The 19,136-nt window shown below is 30.5% G+C and carries 15 protein-coding genes and 1 other annotated feature; of the genes, 11 read left to right on the top strand and 4 right to left on the bottom strand.

Going from position 1 to position 19,136, the window contains the following annotated elements; translation table 11 throughout:
- The first annotated feature begins 66 nt into the window (after window positions 1-66).
- The 4 genes from KQI38_RS04595 to phnE all read left to right on the top strand — a co-directional run bounded on the left by KQI38_RS04595 (window position 67) and on the right by phnE (window position 5,018).
- Window positions 67-1,689, top strand: a complete 1,623-nt coding sequence (locus tag KQI38_RS04595; protein ID WP_216556406.1) for a PucR family transcriptional regulator — start codon at window positions 67-69, stop codon at window positions 1,687-1,689.
- Window positions 1,690-1,853: 164 nt separating this feature from the next.
- Window positions 1,854-2,726: a phosphate/phosphite/phosphonate ABC transporter substrate-binding protein gene (locus KQI38_RS04590; protein ID WP_216556404.1), complete on the top strand. Its 873-nt coding sequence runs from the start codon at window positions 1,854-1,856 to the stop codon at window positions 2,724-2,726.
- An 11-nt stretch (window positions 2,727-2,737) separates the two neighbouring features.
- Window positions 2,738-3,469, top strand: coding sequence for a phosphonate ABC transporter ATP-binding protein (gene phnC, locus KQI38_RS04585; RefSeq protein WP_216556402.1), 732 nt, complete (start codon window positions 2,738-2,740; stop codon window positions 3,467-3,469).
- The gene (gene phnE / locus KQI38_RS04580; protein WP_216556400.1) at window positions 3,441-5,018 is read left to right on the top strand and encodes a phosphonate ABC transporter, permease protein PhnE; all 1,578 of its coding nucleotides are present in this window, start codon (window positions 3,441-3,443) and stop codon (window positions 5,016-5,018) included. The genes phnC and phnE overlap by 29 nt, the downstream gene beginning before the upstream one ends.
- A gap of 302 nt (window positions 5,019-5,320) precedes the next feature.
- Here phnE and KQI38_RS04575 read toward each other — a convergent pair whose 3' ends face one another.
- Window positions 5,321-6,904, bottom strand: coding sequence for an ABC-F family ATP-binding cassette domain-containing protein (locus KQI38_RS04575; RefSeq protein ID WP_216556398.1), 1,584 nt, complete (start codon window positions 6,902-6,904; stop codon window positions 5,321-5,323).
- A gap of 235 nt (window positions 6,905-7,139) precedes the next feature.
- Here KQI38_RS04575 and KQI38_RS04570 point away from each other — a divergent pair, with 235 nt between their 5' ends.
- Together KQI38_RS04570 and KQI38_RS04565 are read left to right on the top strand one after the other, a co-directional pair.
- Complete coding sequence (locus KQI38_RS04570; RefSeq protein ID WP_216556396.1) at window positions 7,140-8,924, top strand: methyl-accepting chemotaxis protein; 1,785 nt, start codon at window positions 7,140-7,142, stop codon at window positions 8,922-8,924.
- Between the two features lie 211 nt (window positions 8,925-9,135).
- Window positions 9,136-10,851, top strand: coding sequence for a methyl-accepting chemotaxis protein (locus KQI38_RS04565; RefSeq protein WP_216556394.1), 1,716 nt, complete (start codon window positions 9,136-9,138; stop codon window positions 10,849-10,851).
- 87 nt (window positions 10,852-10,938) lie between these two features.
- On the opposite strand, the gene KQI38_RS04560 is transcribed toward KQI38_RS04565, so the two are convergent.
- Window positions 10,939-11,697, bottom strand: a complete 759-nt coding sequence (locus KQI38_RS04560; protein ID WP_216556392.1) for a 4Fe-4S binding protein — start codon at window positions 11,695-11,697, stop codon at window positions 10,939-10,941.
- A gap of 110 nt (window positions 11,698-11,807) precedes the next feature.
- Window positions 11,808-12,257 (bottom strand): peptide-methionine (R)-S-oxide reductase MsrB, encoded by a 450-nt coding sequence (gene msrB, locus KQI38_RS04555; protein WP_246565584.1) that lies wholly within the window; start codon window positions 12,255-12,257, stop codon window positions 11,808-11,810.
- Window positions 12,258-12,495: 238 nt separating this feature from the next.
- Window positions 12,496-12,745, top strand: a binding site (T-box leader).
- A 99-nt stretch (window positions 12,746-12,844) separates the two neighbouring features.
- On the opposite strand from msrB, the gene KQI38_RS04550 reads away from it, so the two are divergent.
- The 5 genes from KQI38_RS04550 to KQI38_RS04530 all read left to right on the top strand — a co-directional run bounded on the left by KQI38_RS04550 (window position 12,845) and on the right by KQI38_RS04530 (window position 16,773).
- Window positions 12,845-13,648 carry an amino acid ABC transporter substrate-binding protein gene (locus tag KQI38_RS04550; protein WP_216556388.1) on the top strand — a complete coding sequence of 268 codons (804 nt, stop codon included), beginning with the start codon at window positions 12,845-12,847 and terminating at the stop codon, window positions 13,646-13,648.
- Between the two features lie 11 nt (window positions 13,649-13,659).
- Window positions 13,660-14,301 (top strand): amino acid ABC transporter permease, encoded by a 642-nt coding sequence (locus tag KQI38_RS04545; protein WP_216556386.1) that lies wholly within the window; start codon window positions 13,660-13,662, stop codon window positions 14,299-14,301.
- Window positions 14,302-14,309: 8 nt separating this feature from the next.
- On the top strand, window positions 14,310-14,921 hold the full coding sequence (locus tag KQI38_RS04540; RefSeq protein ID WP_216556385.1) for an amino acid ABC transporter ATP-binding protein: 612 nt from the start codon (window positions 14,310-14,312) through the stop codon (window positions 14,919-14,921).
- Window positions 14,922-15,002: 81 nt separating this feature from the next.
- Window positions 15,003-15,422 (top strand): PadR family transcriptional regulator, encoded by a 420-nt coding sequence (locus tag KQI38_RS04535; protein ID WP_216556384.1) that lies wholly within the window; start codon window positions 15,003-15,005, stop codon window positions 15,420-15,422.
- Window positions 15,423-15,453: 31 nt separating this feature from the next.
- A complete protein-coding gene (locus KQI38_RS04530) occupies window positions 15,454-16,773 on the top strand; it encodes a DUF2812 domain-containing protein (protein ID WP_216556382.1) in 1,320 nt (439 codons plus the stop codon).
- Between the two features lie 228 nt (window positions 16,774-17,001).
- Here KQI38_RS04530 and KQI38_RS04525 read toward each other — a convergent pair whose 3' ends face one another.
- Window positions 17,002-18,972: a methyl-accepting chemotaxis protein gene (locus tag KQI38_RS04525; protein ID WP_338114441.1), complete on the bottom strand. Its 1,971-nt coding sequence runs from the start codon at window positions 18,970-18,972 to the stop codon at window positions 17,002-17,004.
- Window positions 18,973-19,136 lie beyond the last annotated feature (164 nt).

The following is a 19,136-nucleotide window of genomic DNA, read 5'->3' as shown; positions in this document are numbered from 1 at the left end:
CTCTTTTTTTCATACATAAAAAAATTTGTGGTATAATATTAACATTAAATAGGAACAGGTGGTACTATGGGTTTAACTATTAGAGAAATGCTTAGAGCAGAATTTTTCAAAGATTTTAAAGTCATAGCAGGACAGGGAGGTTTAGATAAGCAGATACAGGGAATTGCAATCCTCGATGCCCCAGATGGATATAAATGGACTAAAGGTAGAGAATTTGTTATATCATCAGGTTATGTATTTCAACAACATCCAAGACTGTTTGAAGAATATATTAATAGTGATATATTTAGGGAAATATCAGGTATGGGAATTAAGTTAGATAGATATTTAAAGACTATCCCAGATTATATAACAGATGTGTTTAATGAATATAATATACCTTTAATAAATATTCCCATGGGTCCTTCATGGATGGAAATTATGAACCAACTTAATGTACTTGTAATGAATAAAAATATTAGACAATTTAGGATAGGAAATATTAACCCAAAGAGTTTTTCTAATTTGACTTATCAATCAAGAAAGATAAATAAGATATTATCACAAATGGAAGGAGAAATGAATTTTCCTGCAATGCTCTATGATTTATCATCTGAAAAGGCTTATTATAGCTCTCCTACATTTTTAGAATTATTGGAAGACATTCAAATAGGAGATTTTTGGAATCCAACAATTGAGGTTACAAAAGAAATATTATGTGATAACCTTAAAATGATAAGATATAGGTTTTATGACGATAAATACGATAAGCCCTATAGCTGGATTACTGTACCTATTACAGTGGGAGATAAGATAAAAGCTTATTTTGTAGTAGTTGAAGCTACAGGACTTATAGATTATTTTGACCAATTTGCATTACGAATAGGTTTTTTACTTCTTCAATCTCTATATGAACAAATATTAGTAGCACAAAGCATTGGAGACATAGGTTTTGAAAAATTTATTGCAGAAATCATATCAGGTAACTTGCTAGATGATGAAACCATAGCTAAAAGAGCTATTGATCTAGGTTTAGATATAAATTTAAATTATTATTTGATTTTGATGAAGCAAGAAAGGAAAGAGGCTCATCTAGTTAGCTACAAAAATGAACTTAAGGAAGCCGTAAGTAGCAGTATATCACATATGGAAGCTAGAATGGCTATGATAGATGACAATAGGTGTGTTTTTCTACTTCCAATAGATAATAGAATTTCTGAAAAAGAAAACTTAAAGTTAATGAAAAAATCAGCTGAGATTTTCAAAAAAAGAATTGAGTCAAAGATTGAAGATATAAATATAGTTTTTGGTATTTCGGATAATGAAAGTACAGTATATGAAATAAAAAGAAATTATATAAGATGTGAACAAACTATAAAGATTGGTCAAATATTATATCCCGATGAATATTATCTAAAGTATTCTGATTTAGGAGTTTTTGCTTGGATGGATATAAAGGAAGATGAATTAGAAATAATGTCAAAGGATATTAAAATTTTGATTGAAAATCCAGAGCATAGTGAGCTTATAGAAACTCTAAAAGTATATCTAGAGTGTAAAATGAATTATAGTCTTACGGCAAAGCAACTTTTCTTACACATAAACACAGTTAGAAAAAGAATAGAAGAAATAAATAATTTAATAAATTTTGACATGGAAGATCCTATGAATAGATTAAAACTTGAGGTTTTATTAAAATTAATTAAATAAACTATTATTGAACAGAAAAGATAGCTATTAGCTATCTTTTTTAATGAACGAATAAAGCGTAACGATACATATAGTGACACAATTAAAATATATTAAAAGTGTATTGCAATTAATATGAAAGTGTAGTATTCTGTAATCAATAATTTAAATTGAGGGGGAACGCAATGAAAAGAATAATTATTTTATTATTAATTGTAGCTTTAGCTACTCAAATTGTTGGCTGTACGGAAAAGAAAGAAGAAGTTATCAGAATGGGTTTTGTTCCTATGCAAGATGGAGATAAGCTAATAGAATCTGTAGAACCATTGACAGAAATGTTATCTAAGGAACTTGGAGTTAAAGTAGAAGGATTCACTGCCACTAATTATGTTGGGGTAGTAGAAGGATTAGGGTCAGGGCAAGTTGATTTTGGATTTATTCCTCCATTTGCCTATGTTTTAGCTAATCAAGAGAGTAATGCAGGTGTTATACTAACCGCATTAAATAAATCTGGAGAAGGAAAATATCGTTCTCAATTTCTAGTAAGAAAAGATAGTCAAATTAAAAATTTCTCCGATATAAAGGGGAGAAAAGTAGCATTCGTAGATCCGTCTTCTACATCAGGTTATCTATTTCCTGGAGCACATATAATCAAAGAGGGAATAGATATAGAAAAGGATATAGAATATGTATATGGTGGAGGGCATGATAAAGCCCTACAATTACTATTAAATGGTGATGTTGATGTAGCTACTACCTTTGTAGATGCGAGAGATAGATATAAGGAAGATTTCCCAGACGCTATGGAAAAAACAGAAGTATTAGGTTATACAGATTATATTCCAAATATATCTGTAACTGTGAGAGGTAATATGGATAAAGAGCTTCAAGAAAATATAAAAAATGCTTTATTGAATGTTGCAAAATCTGAAGAAGGTTCAAGGCTTTTGAAGGAATTATTTAATATGTATGGATTTGAAGAAGCAACAGATGATGATTACTATATTATAAGGACTACGGCAGAGTCTATGAATGTTGATTTAAAAGAGGGTAATTAGGAGTTGATCTAATGCTAAAACTAGAGAATATTACAGTTTCATATGATGGAAAGGCATTAGCAGTAGATAATATAAATCTAGAAATAGAGCAGGGAGAATTTGTAGGGATAATAGGCTCATCTGGTAGCGGTAAATCTAGTATATTAAAGACTATAAACCTACTAGTTAGACCTATAAAGGGAAAGGTCTATGTAGATGATGTAGATATAATAGGGCTTAAAAATTCTCAGCTTAGAACCATAAGAAGATCCATAGGTTTTATTTTTCAAGATTATAATTTGATTGATAGATCTTCAGTTTTAGATAATGTATTGGTAGGAAGACTTGGATATAAGTCTTCTTTTAAATCAATTTTTGGTATATTTAATGATGAAGACTATGAAAGTGCAAGTAAGGCATTAAGGCAAGTGGGGCTAGGTGAAAAGATGTTTGAAAGGGCAGATCAATTAAGTGGGGGACAAAAACAAAGGGTGTCGATTGCAAAAACTCTTTGCCAGAATCCTAAAATCATATTAGCCGATGAGCCCGTTGCAAGCCTTGACATATCAACTTCCAAAATTATAATGGAATATTTTAAAACCATTAATGAAAAGAACAACATTACAATATTAATTAACCTTCATGATGTAAATCTAGCCAAGAGATATTGTGATAGAATCATAGCTTTAAAAAAGGGAAAAATCTTATATGATGGAAAAGCAGGTGACTTAAGCGATGAACTCCTTAAAAAGATATATCAATAATAAAAGAATATATAAAATTTTATATTTATTGGGAGCTATTATTATTCTAATTTTTTTAGGGAATAAGGTAGACTTTAATTTTATTAGGCTGTATAAAGGTATACCAAGTATGCTTGGCCTTTTTGAAAGGATGTTAAGTCCCAATCTGTCCTATAGAACGGAGGTATTTGAAAGGTTAATTGAGACAATTCAAATTGCCATGATTTCATCCATAATGGGAGTAATATTGGCTTTGCCATTTTCTATATTTGTCTCTGATAATATTGCACCTAATAAATATCTAGCAGATATATTAAATGGATTATTCTCTTTTTTTAGAACTATTCCAAGCTTAATATGGGCAGCTTTATTAGTCAGTGTATTTAGTATAGGCAGGTTTTCAGGAATTATAGCTCTTATAATTATCGGATTTTTAATGTCTTTGAAGCTATTTCGAGAATATATTGAATCGATTAAGGAAAATCAATTGAATTCCATTAAATCTGTAGGGGCTAACTCTATACAAGTACTAAGATATTGTATTTTGCCATATATCTTTGAATTATCTATTTCGGTATTTTTTATTGTATTAGAAACTAATATTAGGTCTGCAACTATATTGGGTTTAGTTGGAGCTGGCGGAATAGGACAGATTATGTGGAGAGACTTAAATCATTTAAGATATGATAATTTAGCTGCTATAATATTGATTTTGGTTTTGACCATTCTATCAATAGATTTATTAAGTTTGTTTATTAGAAAGTATTTAAAAAGTCTATCTATTAACTTTAAATCAATAGAAAATTATAAGAGGTTTCAAATATCAAAGATAATCTGTATTCCTATAATACTTATAGGATTGTTATCCTTAGCATTTAAGTCATTGGATATAAATTATGATAGATTGCTAATTGGACTAAATCAAGGGGCGAATATAATAGGAAGGATGATTAAAATAGATATATCATATCTTCCTAAGCTTATAGATGGAGTAAAAGAAAGTTTTTTCATAGCTATATTTTCTACTATAGTAGGTGCATTTTTCTCTTTAGTACTTTCTTATTTAACTGCATATAATACATCTCCCAAGAAAGAAATAGCTTTATTCTTTAAAGGAAGTGCAAATATATTAAGAACCTTTCCTCCACTTATAACTGCAATAATATTTTTTCGTGGTGTGGGACCAGGCCCATTAGCTGGAGCCATGGCTCTTAGTATTTATACAACAGGTGTACTTACAAAAATGTATAGTGAAGTATTAGAAAATGCTGAAAGAAATATTCAAGATAGTATAATTGTAACAGGGGCAACGAAATTTCATAGCTATAGATATGGACTTTTACCCCATACATTTCCAACTTTTATTAGTTTAGTATTATATAGATTAGAATCCAATATTAGAAATTCTGCTATTTTAGGTGTAATTGGAGCTGGAGGTATAGGAACCACTTTAGCAATGAATATAACATGGAGAAATTGGGAGCAGGTGGGATTTTTACTCTTAGGTATATCATTGATGATAATAGCTATTGATAGATTTAGTAATTATTTAAGGAAGAGGTTTATGTAATAGAAAATATCCTATAGAGTAAGTAATAATTTATAGGATATTTGTATCGAAGAGCTAGGAAATAAGTTCAGAGAAATAACCATCATAGATTTTCAGGTTCTCTTTATTTATTGGTAGTGGCTTTATTCTGGAATATTTGATAAAGATTTTTGAGTGGCTGCTGTTTTTTCAATACCCTTCAATTAATGGCTATGGCGGATTATACCATAATTCAATATATCTATAAATTAATTTATTATAGTAGAGGGAGTCCTAGAAGAATCAAGTAAAAAGATCCCTCATAAAATGAAGGATCTTTTTTTCTAATAAAATTTCTCTATATATTCTTCATAAGTCATAGTTCTATCGTTAAATCCATCAGGTTTTATTTCAATTATCCTGTTTGCAATAGTTTGAATAAATTGATGGTCATGAGAAGTAAATAGTACATTACTCTTAAAGTCTTTTAAGCCATTATTTACGGAAGTAATAGACTCTAAGTCTAGATGGTTTGTAGGCTGGTCAAGAATTAAAACATTTGCATTATTTAGCATCATCTTAGATAGCATACATCTTACTTTTTCTCCACCAGATAATACCTTTGCTTGTTTTAATGCTTCTTCTCCAGAGAATAACATCCTGCCTAAAAATCCTCTTAGATATATTTCAGACTGTTCAACTGAGAATTGACGTAGCCAATCCACTAGGTTTAAATCCACATCATTGAAGAACTCTGAATTGTCTTTAGGGAAATATGATTTAGTAATAGTAATTCCCCATTTATAGCTGCCACTATCTGGCTCTATTTCGCCCATCAGGATTTTAAATAAAGTAGTAATACCTATTTCATCTCCAATAAAGGCAATTTTATCACCTTTATTTACTCTAAAGCTAATATTGTCTAATACTTTTACGCCATCTATTGTTTTAGATATATCTTCCACTGTTAAAATTTCATTGCCAACTTCCCTTTCCATAGTGAAGCCAACAAAAGGATATCTCCTAGTAGAAGGTATAATATCATCTAAAGTTATCTTGTCTAACAGTTTCTTACGAGAAGTGGCTTGCTTAGATTTCGAAGCATTAGCACTAAATCTGGCAACAAAGGCTTGGAGCTCTTTAATTTTATCTTCCTTCTTCTTGTTTTGATCCTTCATCATCTGAAGTGCTAATTGACTTGATTCGTACCAGAAATCATAGTTTCCTATAACCATTTTTATTTTACCAAAGTCAATATCCACCATATGAGTACATACCTCATTAAGGAAATGTCTATCATGGGATACAACTATGACTGTACCCTCAAAATCTCCCAAGAATTCTTGCAGCCATCTTACTGATTTTACATCAAGATGGTTAGTAGGCTCGTCTAGTATTAGTATACCAGGTTTTCCAAATAAGGCCTGAGCAAGCAATACCTTAACCTTATCGTTACCAGTTAAATCGGCTACTTTTTTTTCATGGAGTTCAGTACCGATGCCTAAACCTTGTAATAAAGAAGAAGCTTCAGATTCAGCACTCCAGCCATCCATTTCAGCAAACTCTGCCTCAAGTTCAGATGCTTTGATACCATCTTCATCAGAAAAATCCTCTTTAGCATAAATTGCGTCTTTCTCTATCATTATCTCATAGAGTCTTTTATTACCCATTATTACAGTTTGAATTACTTCACAGTCATCATACTCAAAATGGTCTTGCTTGAGGACTGACATACGAACATCTTTAGCTATAGAAACATCACCAGTGTTTGGTTCAATTTCACCAGATAAGATTTTAAGGAAAGTACTTTTTCCAGCTCCATTAGCTCCAATTACACCATAACAATTACCTGGAGTAAATACCAAATTTACATCATCAAATAATTTTTGTGATCCATATCTTAAACTTACGTTATTTACACTAATCAATTTATTTCCATCCCTTACTTAAAATTTACATCATAATATTATATCATAAATTAGAAAGAAAACATAGAAAAAAGAGAAAATATTAATTTAAGACTTAGGACTTTAGAACTATGAGTCTTAGAGGAAATCCGACAAATTCTCCTTGTATTGACAACCTATATAATATACAATTAGAATATGGAAATTATTAGGGCATAGAAATAATTTTTAAATTGGACAGGGGGTAATAAAATCTATGAAAATAAGAGATAAGAAAGATTCACTGACTAAATATTTAAAAAAACTAGGAAGTAATGGTATAGGAATCATAAATAATAGGTCCATAAAGACTAAATTAATTGCAGGGTTTTTAATTATATCTATTTTTGTAGGTGTCATAGGTCTGTTAGGTACAAGTAATATGAGAAAGATTAATAAAAGTGCAGAAATGATGTATAGTTATAATTTGCAAAATATTGATGATTTACATATGCTTAAATCAACGTTGCAAAAAATAACCATAATGCTTCAATATATGGCAGGGGAAGACAGTGTGTCTCGTAAAGAAGAATATGTACAGCAAGTAAAAGATATAACAGTATCTTATAGAGAAATAATGGATAGATTTGAAAGTAGAGATATGGCTGAAGATGTTGAGTTAATATGGGAAGGCTTAAAAGGTGATGTAGAATATTATGAATCGAGACGTGAAAAAATTTTAGATAAGGTTGGAGAGAGTGCAGCTTCCATAACTGTATCAGTTAGGGCATTATCAGATTTTACAAATGAAATGTTTGAAAGAATAGATCAGCTGATTTTAATCAATCAAGATATGGCGAGAGAACAAGCCAGTGATAATAACATAGCGTATAAACTCGTTTCCTTTACAATGAATATAATATTTATAGGTAGCTTTGCTGTTGCAATTGTTTTAGGGATATTTTTATCCTTTGGCATATCTGGAGCTGTCAAAAAAGGTCTAGAATTTGCCGAAGCACTAGGTAATGGAGACTTAAGATTTGAAATGATAGAGTCTAAATCTAATGATGAAATGGGTAAGCTTATGAGAGCATTAAAAGAGGCTCAAGAAAAGATAAAATCTACAATAATAAAAATATCATCAGAATCTCAAGATGTATCAGCTTCTTCTGAAGAACTTTCAGCCACAATTGAGGAAATTAGCTCAACATTTGAAACAATATCAAATAACACTTTAAATATAGTAAATGATATTCAAGAGATAAATGCTGCTACAGAGGAGTTGACAGCTACAATACAGGAAGTAAATTCTGGAGTGACCCAGCTTGCATCTAGTTCATCAGATGGAAATGCAGAATCAGCAAAAATTAAGGAAAGAGCTGAGAAAATAAAAATCCAAGGACAGGAATCAAAAAGAGTTGCAGATAATTTACTAAATGAGAAAGAACAGGCAATATTAAATGCTATAGAAGAAGGAAAAATAGTAAATGAAATTTCCATTATAGCAGAATCCATAGCATCAATTGCATCCCAGACAAATTTATTAGCTTTAAATGCAGCTATAGAAGCAGCAAGAGCAGGAGAAGCAGGTAAAGGATTTGCAGTAGTTGCAGATGAGATAAGAAAACTAGCAGAACAATCTGATGCATATGTAGCAGATATTCAAAAGGTAGTTGGAGACGTAGGATCTGCATTTACACACTTATCTATCAATGCTCAAGATATATTAGATTTTGTAGGTGGAAATGTAAGAAAGGACTATGATTTATTAATAGATACTGGAATCAATTATGAGAAAGATGCAGTATTTGTAAATAACTTATCTCAAGAAACAGCAGCAATGGCTGAAGAGTTAAATGCATCAATTGAAGAGATATCATCGGTAATACAGAATGTAGCGGGTAGTATGAATAGTGCTTCTGCTAATTCTGATGAAGTAATGATGGGAATGAAAGAAACAGTAACAGCATTAGAGCAAATAGCCGCTGCTGCAGATCATCAGGCTGCAACTGCAGAGCAACTAAATGGTTTGATACACTTATTTAAGATTAAGGAAGACTAGCAAATTTGCTAGTCTTCCTTATTTTAGCTAGTTTAGTATTTACTTACTTTTGTCTACTGAACTTCAAGGTTTTGCAAAGATTACAGAACAAATACTTAAATCGACACTATTTTCCAAACATTGACAAAAGACCTATTGAAATACAAAACTCATATGAGTATTATATATATGATACATAAATATTAAATTAACAATATAATGGAGGGGTAAAATGAAATGGATAAGAAATAGCTCCATAAGGGTAAAGTTAATTATAGGTTTTACAATTATTAATACATTATTAGTTAGTATAGGGATATTAGGGACTTTAGCTGTGAACTCAATAGGTAATAATGCATTTTTGATGTATACTGATTATTTACAAAGTATTAATGAATTACATCAAATTAGAGGCAATATGCTACATCAAGAAATAGTTCTTCAGCATTTAAAACAAGCAAGAAATAGCAGTGCAATAGAAGATTTATTAAAAACTATAACGGATTTAAGAGATAATAATGAAATAATAATGGATAAATATGAATCTAGGGAAATGTTAGCTGAAGAAGTAGAGATATGGGATAATTATAAGCAAAAAACTGAAAAATATAGAGATGAACTTGACAAATCTTTAGATCTAGTTAAAAGCAGCAGTGGAATGTCTGCAGCAAAAGCAATTGATAATCTAGAGATATATAGTACCTTAGTATTCGATGAAATTAATGCTTTAATAGCATATAATCAGAACCTGGCGGAAGTCCAAGATCAAAGTAATAGTAATATAGCTAATTCCACGAAAATATTTATGATTATCATAGTTACAATAGGATTTACAATAGCTTTTTCATTAGCATTTTTCTTGTGTAGATATATAACATCTTCAACAAGAAAGGGTCTAGGTTTTGCTGAGGCACTAGGTAATGGGGACTTAAGATTTGAGATAGAAGAGTCTAAGTCTAATGATGAACTAGGTAGACTTATCAAAGCTTTAAAGTTGGCTCAAGAAAAGATAAAATCTACAATAATAAAAATATCATCAGAATCTCAAGATGTATCAGCTTCTTCTGAAGAACTCTCAGCCACAATTGAGGAAATTAGCTCAACATTTGAAACAATATCAAATAACACTTTAAATATAGTAAATGATATTCAAGAGATAAATGCTGCTACAGAGGAGTTGACAGCTACAATACAGGAAGCAAATTCTGGAGTGACTCAGCTTGCATCTAGTTCATCAGATGGAAATGCAGAATCAGCAAAAATTAAGGAAAGAGCTGAGAAAATAAAAATCCAAGGACAGGAATCAAAAAGAGTTGCAGATAATTTACTAAATGAGAAAGAACAGGCAATATTAAATGCTATAGAAGAAGGAAAAATAGTAAATGAAATTTCCATTATAGCAGAATCCATAGCATCAATTGCATCTCAGACAAATTTATTAGCTTTAAATGCAGCTATAGAAGCAGCAAGAGCAGGAGAAGCAGGTAAAGGATTTGCAGTAGTTGCAGATGAGATAAGAAAACTAGCAGAACAATCTGATGCATATGTAGCAGATATTCAAAAGGTAGTTGGAGACGTAGGATCTGCATTTACACACTTATCTATCAATGCTCAAGATATATTAGATTTTGTAGGTGGAAATGTAAGAAAGGACTATGATTTATTAATAGATACTGGAATCAATTATGAGAAAGATGCAGTATTTGTAAATAACTTATCTCAAGAAACAGCAGCAATGGCTGAAGAGTTAAATGCATCAACTGAAGAGATATCATCAGTAATACAGAATGTAGCAGGTAGTATGAATAATGCCTCTGCTAATTCTGATGAGGTAATGTCTGGAATGAAAGAAACAGTAACAGCATTAGAGCAAATAGCCGCTGCCGCAGAAAGCCAAGCAGCTACTGCTGAGAAATTAAATAGCTTAATACAATTGTTTAAGATATAAATATAGAAGACCAGAAATTTCTGGTCTTTTATAATGTTTAAATAGGAATTTTCTCTTCATTTCCATACAGATTTATCAGAAATTAGTTCATTTTATAGAAGCTTTTTCCTTTAATTTTATAGCATTTTCTTCGGTTTCCAATGACAGAATATTAGCTGGACAATTTTTTACACAAGTTGAACATTTAATGCAATTAATATTATCAAATTGGTTGTTATCAGAGAACTCTAGATAAGGTGTTAGCTGGAAAGGGCAAACTTTAGAACATTTACCGCAGGAATAACATTTATCTTTGCTAGATATGGTGATTTTCTTTTCAGTTTTCTTTGTAACTCCTAATTTTTTTCCTAGTTTATAAGATAACTTTTGCAATGATCCCATAGGACAGAATTGACACCAAGTTCTAGGATTAACAAAGATAGCTAATAGCCCACCAACAATTAATACCATTAAATATGTATTAACAAATAGTAGCCCTAGTTTATCTAGAAAACTAAAAGTACCCCATAATTTTGATATTTTTATTAACTTTCTAGAAAAGTTAAACATGAAAAATATAAAAAATCCAATTACCATTGGTTTAGATTTTAGGAATTTTGGAATTTTTTTATTCTGACTAATTGTTAAAAATACCTTGTCAAACAAACTACCATGGGGACAAAAGTTACCACACCAATATCTTCCTGTGAAAAAAGCAGTTATGGTTAGGCCCATCATAATTAAAATAACCAATAGACCTAGCTTTGGTTCCCATAGGCCTCCAATGGCTACTAAAACAGTAAATATCCAAGCATATTTTCTGATAGTTGTAAAAGTACGATTTACTTTAATATAATAATTACTCAATAATAAATCCTCCTTTATAATTCTTTTTATATATACCATATGGGGGTATATATAATATAAGTCATAAGGATTCATTTGTAAAGAGTAAATTTTAAATGATAGCTTATAAATTACTTAAATAGATTAATATATTCACCATATCCTTCTTTTTCCAAATCTTCTTTTTTAATAAACCTTAGGGAAGCACCATTTATACAATATCTTAATCCACCTTTATCTTTAGGACCATCATTAAATACATGGCCAAGGTGGGAATCACCATATTTACTTCTTACTTCAGTTCTAATCATCCCATGAGTAGTATCTAGTTTTTCAGCTATATGATCACTTTCCATAGGTTTAGTAAAGCTAGGCCATCCACAACCTGCATTGAATTTATCCTTTGAGCTAAATAGTGGTTCACCTGATACTATATCTACATATATACCTTCTTCATAATTATCATTAAGTTTATGAGAAAAGGGCATTTCTGTAGCATTTTCTTGGGTTACTCGATATTCCATATCATTTAACTTTGATTTGATTTCTTCCTTACTTGGCTTAATATATTTTTGACTCATTATCATCACTCTCCTCAAGAATATATTACCCAAATGTTTTAATTAATAATAAAAGAGGTTTTTATAGAAACATAAATAAATTGAAGAGTTTTTTGAAACCTATCTAGATCAAGTTCAGATTAAGATAGAGAAAGAGCTTCTCTAGTAGTTATAGAAATATTTATTAGAAATTAAAAAAGATTTAAAAATATACTTGACATTCCTTTAAAGTTGATTTAATATAATATCATACTAAACTAATAAAGCGATGAGAGGAAATAGTATGAATGAACATTTTATTTTAGAGAGTACCCAGTTGGTGAAAAGGGACATAAAAATCATTCAGAACACATCCTTGAGTAGGGCCTGAAAAGTTATCTAAGTAGGAGTCTTCGGTTTAATCACCCGTTAAAATGATTAGTATGTGTTGGCATACTTACTAAGGTTGATATCGTGAGGTATCAATAAAACTAGGTGGAACCACGTGAGCGATAGCTTTCGTCCTTGATTGATTTTGAGGATGAAAGCTTTTTTAATTATATACAAGGGGACAACCTGGCAAGATAAATTCCAACAAGAATATTCATAAATTTAAATGGAGGGATAGTATGAAAAAGTTAAAATTTTTAGTGATTTCCGTGTTAATATTAGGTTTGATTCTTTCAGGTTGTGGGGTTAAAAATAAGTCAATTGATACATGGAATAAGATAGAGGAAAGAGGAAGTATAATTGTTGGACTAGATGATACATTTGTTCCTATGGGGTTTAGAGATAAAGATGGAGGTTTAACTGGATTTGATGTTGAATTAGCTAGAGAAGCAGCTTTAAGAATGGGACTCAAGGTAGAATTTCAACCAATAGATTGGAATTTAAAAGAGCAGGAGCTTGACTCAGGTAATATTGACTTAATATGGAATGGATATTCTATTAGTGAAGAGAGATTGAAAAAAGTTAATTTTACTAAACCTTATTTAGATAATAGACAAGTAATTGTATCACTAAATAGTTCTGATATTAATACAAAAGAAGATTTAAAAAATAGGATAGTAGCTACTCAAAATTCATCTAGTTCTTTGGAAGCCTTAGAAAAGGCAGATGCAATTAAAGACTTTAAAAATGCAGAGGCTATATTATTTGATACTTATAATGAAGCGTTTATGGACCTAGAAGCAGGAAGAGTCGAAGCAGTAGTGGCTGACCAAGTATTAGCTAGATATTATATAGCTGAAAGAGGAGAAGAAAAATATAAGGTACTTAATGATGATTTTGGTGATGAGGAGTATGGAGTAGGTTTAAGACTTGGAGATGAAGTGTTATTAGAAAGACTTAATAAAGCTTTAGATGAGATGAAGAAAGATGGTACTGCAAAGGCTATTTCTGAAAAATGGTTTGGAGAAAATATAATTAAGTAGTAGGTGAAAATATGGATTACATTTTAAGCATTATCCCTTTTATTCTAAGTGGATTCAAAACAACCCTATGGGTATTTGCAATTACTGCATTATTTTCTATACCTCTTGGAGTTATAGTATGTCTGCTTAGATTATCTAAAATAAAAATAATCCAATTTATTATACAAGGTTATATATTAGTTATGCGGGGAACGCCTTTATTATTGCAGATAATATTTGTATTCTTTGGACTTCCGATTATAGGAGTCGTTCTTAATCGAGAAATCGCAGTTTCAATTGCATTTATTTTAAACTATGCCGCATACTTTGCTGAAATATTTAGAGGAGGAGTGAATTCCATAGATATTGGTCAGTTTGAGGCCTCCAAGGTATTGAAACTTTCTAAGAAAACTACTTATCTTGGAATAATTATTCCTCAAGTATTTAAAGTAGTATTACCATCTTTGAGTAATGAGCTTATTACTTTAGTAAAGGATACATCTTTAGTATATGTCTTAGGTCTTGGAGATATCTTAAGAGCGGCCAAAACTCTTTCAAATAAAGATGCTTCACTAATACCAATATTTTTAGCAGGTGGAATTTATCTTATATTTATCGGAGTTTTGACTTATGTATTAAGAAATATTGAAAATAAGTTTGAATATTATAGGTAGGTGGCAAGATGCTTAAAGTTGAGAATCTAAATAAATCATTTGGGGATAAGAAGGTTTTGGTTAATACAAATCTGGAAGTAGAAAAGGGTAGTATAGTTATGATTGTAGGAGAATCTGGAGTAGGTAAGACCACTTTAATTAGATGCTTATGTGGATTGGAAGTTTATGATAGTGGGAGAATATCATTTTCTCATGACGATGAAGTAGAAGATAAGTCTATAGGACTAGTATTTCAAAACTTTAATCTATTTCCTCACTTTAGTGTAATAAAAAATATAACCTATTCGTTGATTAAGGGAAGAAAGATGATTAAAGAAGATGCTATAAAGAAAGCTAAGGAATTAATAGAATTATTAGGTTTAAGTGGACTAGAAGATTCCTATGAGTATCAGCTATCAGGAGGACAGAAACAGAGAGTTGCCATTGCAAGGGCTCTTGCAATGGAACCTCAATATCTTTGTTTTGATGAACCTACTTCTGCACTAGATTATAAATTAAGAGACAGTGTAGGAGAGATTTTGAAAACGGTAGCATCTAAGGGAATGGGTGTTATAGTAATTACTCACGATAGAGATTTTGCAGATAAATATGGCAATAAGATATATGAACTGGGCAGGTAACTGCCTTTTTTTATTGACAAATTTTAATTATTATAATATATTGATACTAGATATATCGAGTATGGATATAAGGGTGATTATATGGCAAGAACACAATTGCAAAATCTTACAGAGCCTATGTATTATATATTATTAACTCTAACTAAGGAAAGACACGGCTATGAAATTATGCAAACTATTGAGAAACTTACTGAAGGTAGGGTAGTTGTAGGTCCAGGTACTTTATATTCTTTGTTATCCAGATTTCAAGAAGAAGGGATTATTATGCAAGTATCAGATGAAGGAAGAAGAAAAACGTATATTATTACGAAATTGGGTACAGAAATACTTGAGGGGGAGATTAATAGACTAAGGCAATTAATCAGTGATGGAGAAGGTATCCTTAAATATGGCAGTATCTCTGAAGAAGATGATACAACTGAAGATAAAAAAGAAATAAAAGATGGCTACAAAACAAGAAAAAGTATATTTAAAAGACCCGATGATGATATTCTTTTTTAGGAATAATAATATTTAACAGGGGGTGTAGGTTATGAGAAAAAATACTAAAAGGGAATTATTCTTATTTGCGGCATCTGATATCAATGCAATAGAAAAGCATTTTGAAAAAATGGCGAGAAAAGGTTGGATGTTGGATAAAATTGGTGAATATATAGTTAGATATAAAAAGATAGAGCCTCAAGAATTGAAATTTTCAGTTGACTTATTTCCTAAGCTTTCGGTTTTTGATTATCCCGATAAAGATGAGGTGGTAGAATATAGAAATCTATGTATAGATGCAGGATGGAATTTTATAACAGCCTCAAATAAGATTCAAGTTTTTTATTCAGATAGAAAAGATAATTTACTGCCAATCCAAACAGATGATAGAATAAAGCAAACTATATTAAATAAATCTATATTATTTGAAATAATTATATTCGCAATATGTCTTCCGATTTTTATATTGAGTTTAGGTAAATTATCTTCAGTTGATTATAGGATATTTAACTCAAATATCTCTATGGCAATTGCAATGATCGGTCCAATATTTATAGTTCCTTTAGTTGTATATATATTTTCTGATATAATTTGGATATTAAAGGCTAAAGTAGCTGTTAAGAGAGAAGAACCTTTGCCGCAAGCAAGTTATAAGCAGTTAAGGGTTAGGAAATCATTGTTATTTTATCCCGCACTGATTCTTAGTTTATCAATTATAATAGGATTAATATTAGATTTATTAAATCGGAATGTTATTGGATTATTAAGTATCTTGCCTACTACCATAGGTCTCACAGTAGGATATTTATTTAAAAAGAATAAAAATAAGAAGAAAAGAAGCAAGGAAAAAAATATTGGGTTGTTTGCATTCGCTATTATTACTGTATTAATTATAGTTAACATAGTTATGCCTAAATTATATAATATAAATGAATCAGAGGAATTACAAAAAGGATATAAGGGGTTAATGTTTAGTGATTTTAACCTTCCAAGTCCTAGTTATACAAATTTTTATAGGGAGGAAAGCATAGTTCTTTCAAAGAACTCCACTTATTATGAAACTTTTCGAGGGAATGATGGATATCATGTAAGAACAAATTATATAAGAACTGTAAATGACAGGCTTGCTAAATATATATTTGATGGCATGATTAAAGAAGGTGTTTCAAAATATAATAGAATTATAACTCCAGCAGATAGTGAATATGGGTATTTTGATGAAGCTTTCTTTATAAATTATGATAATGATATAGACAATAAAGGGACGGTAATATTATTAAAGGATAAAGAAGTATTTTATATAGATAGTAGTTTAAACTTATCAGATAAAGATAATGTAAAAATAATAATCAATAAACTAAATAATCAATAAATCTAATTCTAGGATTTTGCTCTAGGACTTTTATATTATAATTAAATTAATAGAAGAAGAGAGTGCCAACTAGAGTATGAATAATTAAATTATAAAGGTTCAATCTTAATAAGTTTTCGATTCACAAAAATATATTTGAGTATAGCTAAAGGCGATGAAAATAAAATTGAGTGTGTTTTAAACACACTCAATTTTATTATAGTGAATTATTTATTTCTCATCATATTTTTAAATTTTAAATCTCATAATAATTGATTGTAGATTTTGGGCTAAATCTGATAAAGTTTCACTGGTACCTACAAATTCACTCATAGAAGCAACTTGCTCTTCAATAGATGCAGTTACCTGCTCTGTAGCTGCAGAGTTTTCTTGTGCTATGGCAGAAAGATTTTGCAAAGTATCAAGTATTTCATTTTTCATATTTTCCATCTCTGTCCCTGAAATATTTAATAGTTCAATTTCTCTATCTGCACTTTTCATAGCTTCATATATTAACATATACTTATCTTTACTGTTAGTTACACTTTGAGTTTGCTCATTAACTATGTCAGATACTCTACCTATGGTTATTACAGCATTTTTAGAATTTTCCTGTAAACTATCAACTATTTCATCAATGGATGCTGTAGAAGCTGAAGATTGTTCTGCCAGTTTTCTAATTTCCTCTGCAACAACTGCGAAACCTTTTCCTGCTTCTCCAGCTGCATTTAAAGCTAGTAGATTAGTTTGTTCAGCAATTGATGCAATTACACTGCTAGCCTGTCCTATCTTGATAGAGCTGTCATTTGTTTTTAATATAACTTCTTGAATCGCTTTTGATGCGTTATTGCTTTCTTCTGTTATTTCATATAGGTTTTCAATTTCTTTTATACCGCTGCTAATAGTATCTGTTATCTGCTGTGAAGTGGTCTTTAAGTCTCTTGTATATTTTAAATTTTTTTCAATTATCTCACCTAATAAAGTAGCCTTTGAAGAACCAGTTTCTGTACTTAATGCTTGATCAGAAGCACCATTTGCTATTTCTTGTGCAGTTTTTGAAATTTCTTCGGAAGAAATAGCTGATTGCTGTAAGGTAGCTGTCATTTCTTCTGAAGCAGCTGCTACTTGTTCTGAAGAATCTCGAATTTCATTGATCATATTTCTAAGATTATGGGCAATATTTTGCATAGATTTACCTAGACCACCGATTTCATCTTTTCGTGACATAAAAGATTCAGAAATATTTTGTGTAATATCATAGATAGCCAGTGTCTCTGAATATCTAGTTGCTTCAATTATTGGATTTGCAATAAGAATTCCTATTATGTACGTAATCGCTATGCTCAATAATAAAGCTATAGACGCTGATATAAGGATACCTTTTGTCATCGTTGGGATTGACTCCAATATTTCATCTACATCTGCTGTAATAACGAATATCCAGTTAGTACCTTCAACTGGTGCATAGCCAGCATATAAATTTTTACCATCAAAGGAATAATTACTTACACCAAGTTTTTCATTTAATATCACTTCAGATATTGCTGCTGCGTCTTTGAAGCTTTCATCTTCTTTTGATTTTTCTATTGCATTATACTGATTTAGTACCAGATCTTTGTTTGGATGGGCAACCATAGTTCCCTTATCATTAATCATATAACTATATCCTGTATCTCCAAAACCAGTATCCTCGATGAGATTACTCAAAATATTGCCATCAGCCCTAGCTGTTAAAGTAGCTACTACTTTGCCATCCTTTGTAATAGGTACAGCATACAATAAATTTAGTTCATTTACGGCACGGGTCACTGTTAAATCAGATACATTTGGTTCACCATTTAAAGCCTTTCTAAGGTATTCCCTATCTCCTAATTGGACAATAGCTCCATCTTGAGCATATGTAGTTCCATCAGGGTGAGAAATTGCCATTTCAATGAAATTGGTACCTTTCACCTGTCTCATTATTTCAGCTCTTTGCAGTTCCCAATCCATGCTTTGAATTCCTTCACTGCATGCTATAGTTTCTAGAACCCTTTTTTCTATCTCAATTCGACTTTCTATTATTTCTGCTCTGTCAGTAGCCATATTTTTAAGAGAATTTTCTACTTCAGTGCTAATGGTTCTAGTAGCATTCATTATAGAAATAAATCCAATAGTAACAGATGATAATAAAATTAACACAGAAAAATATGCCACAAGCTTTATTTTGATACTTTTCACTTTAATACCCCCTTAAAAATAATGCTTATATATTTTTCTCACCTTATAAAAGCTAATATTATATATCTTAGGTGTTAGAATATATAAACAGAATATTCTAGTTATATATTCTAACTTAATATTGATATTTTTGCAACATAGGGAAGTATAGGACAAAAGTATGA

It is taken from the genome of Tissierella carlieri, from assembly GCF_018917285.1.
GTDB classification, from domain to species: domain Bacteria; phylum Bacillota; class Clostridia; order Tissierellales; family Tissierellaceae; genus Tissierella; species Tissierella carlieri.
Note: the sequence above shows the minus strand (reverse complement) of the source record. Positions and strands in the feature narration are given on the sequence as shown.